The 1,778-nt window shown below is 67.0% G+C and carries 2 protein-coding genes; one reads left to right on the forward strand and one right to left on the reverse strand.

Translation table 11 applies throughout. The features are described 5' to 3' along the window. Positions 1-180 precede the first annotated feature (180 nt). Positions 181-1,605: an NAD-dependent succinate-semialdehyde dehydrogenase gene (locus tag ONA70_RS36120; protein ID WP_265010961.1), complete on the forward strand. Its 1,425-nt coding sequence runs from the start codon at positions 181-183 to the stop codon at positions 1,603-1,605. On the opposite strand, the gene ONA70_RS36125 is transcribed toward ONA70_RS36120, so the two are convergent. Further along, the coding region (locus tag ONA70_RS36125) for a hypothetical protein (protein ID WP_265010962.1) at positions 1,584-1,778 on the reverse strand (195 nt) is incomplete at its 5' end. The two genes, ONA70_RS36120 and ONA70_RS36125, sit on opposite strands and share 22 nt — an antisense overlap.

Below are 1,778 nucleotides of genomic sequence, written 5' to 3' on the forward strand. Positions count from 1 at the left end.
ATCGGCGGCGGGGTGAGCCAGTAGGCCGACGTTGGTTACAACGCTGCCCCACCTGCGGTGTTGTGGCCAGACCTCATTCCTCTGTCGGCCGCCGGTGGAAAGAGGTCTGGCCAGTGGGATACGATCCCGCAAGCCCGGGCTGGGGCGCATCGAGTAGGTACTGACGGATCGGAGATCCCCATGGCGATGCCTCTGACGACCCTCATCGACGGCGTCTGGTCCGACCCGCCACGTCGCCGAGATGTCATCAACCCCACTGATGGCTCTGTGGTCGGATCGGTCGGTTACGGCGATGCCGACCAGGCCCGGGCTGCAGCCGACGCGGCCCAGGCGGCTCTGGCGGGATGGGGAGATCTGCCTGCTCGCGCCCGCAGCGACTATCTTCATGCCGCGGCCGACCTCATCGTCGCCCGCGCCGACGAGATCGGTGGCCTGCTCGCTCGAGAGGCCGGGAAGCGGCTGCCGGAAGCGGTCGGCGAGGTCGTCTTCTCTGCCGAGTACTTCCGCTGGTTCGCGGAGGAGGCTCGACGACCGGTCGGTGCGGTGCACTCGAACGAGGCACCCGACAGACGTCACCTCACCATCCGTCGCCCGGCGGGTGTGGTGGCGAGCCTGACTCCGTGGAACTTCCCGTGTTCCATCCAGGCTCGCAAGTTGGCCCCGGCCCTCGCGGCCGGCTGTACGGTGGTGGCCAGGGTGTCCGAGAAGGCGCCGCTGGCCGTGACCGAGTTGTTCCGCTGCCTCACCGATGCGGATCTGCCGGCCGGTGTGGTGAACCTGGTTCACGGGCCGGCCGCGGAAATCACGGACGCCTACCTGGAGCACCCGGCCGTTCGTGTTGTCACCTTCACCGGGTCCACCTCCGTCGGGCAGCGCGTCATGGCCAAGGCGAGCGAGCGGGTGGTGCGGCCCCTCCTCGAACTCGGTGGCGACGCGCCATTCTGCGTATTCGACGACGCGGACCTCGACGCGGCGGTGGAAGGCGCGTTGATCGCCAAATTCCGCAACACGGGCCAGTCGTGCATAGCGGCGAACCGCTTCCTGGTTCACGACGCCGTGTTCGACGAGTTCGTCACCCGCCTTGCGGAGCGTATCGATCAGATGACCATCGGTGACGGCCTCATGGACCCCACACCTGACCTCTCCGCGTGTATCGACGCGAACCGAGTCGCAGCCGTCGCCACCATCGTCGACGAGGCGCTCAGCCGCGGAGCCAAGAAGGTCACGCGCGACTTCAGTGTCCCGGGTCCCGCGTTTTCCGCCCCGGCGCTGCTGGTAGACGTGCCGCAGGACTGCGCACTAGCCCGCGAGGAGGTGTTCGGACCCGCGGCCGGGGTGTTCCGCTTCCGTGACGAGGAAGAGGCGCTGAGCCAGGCGAACATGACCGAGATGGGCCTGGCCGGCTACGTTTACAGCCGGAGCCTCTCCCGCGCTTGGCGGTTCGCTGAACGGCTGGACGTGGGCATTATCGGCGTCAACAACCCTCTCCCCACGGTGTGTTTCGCGCCGATGGGTGGCACCAAGCAGTCCGGGCTTGGACGAGAGGGAGCAGCGATCGGATTGGAAGAGTTCCAGGAAGTCCGCTATCTCGCGATTGGCGTGTGACCGATCAACATTGCCCGCACCGCCGCCAGGGCGGCGGTGCGGGCGATCGAATCGATCGACCGGAACCAGCTGGAGTCCTCGTCGAAAATCAACGACGGGCGGTCCTGCACGACCGTCCGTCGACCCTTGGTCACCTCACCATCTCGTGAGGTCAGGTAGCCGGAAGAGTCAAC

The sequence above is a fragment of the Micromonospora yasonensis genome (assembly GCF_026013475.1).
In the GTDB taxonomy this organism is placed as follows: domain Bacteria; phylum Actinomycetota; class Actinomycetes; order Mycobacteriales; family Micromonosporaceae; genus Micromonospora; species Micromonospora yasonensis.

What these genes read in the sequence shown, in the direction of transcription:
- ONA70_RS36120 (WP_265010961.1), top strand. Translation starts at nt 181, where the DNA reads ATGGCGATGCCTCTGACGACCCTCATCGACGGCGTCTGGTCCGACCCG.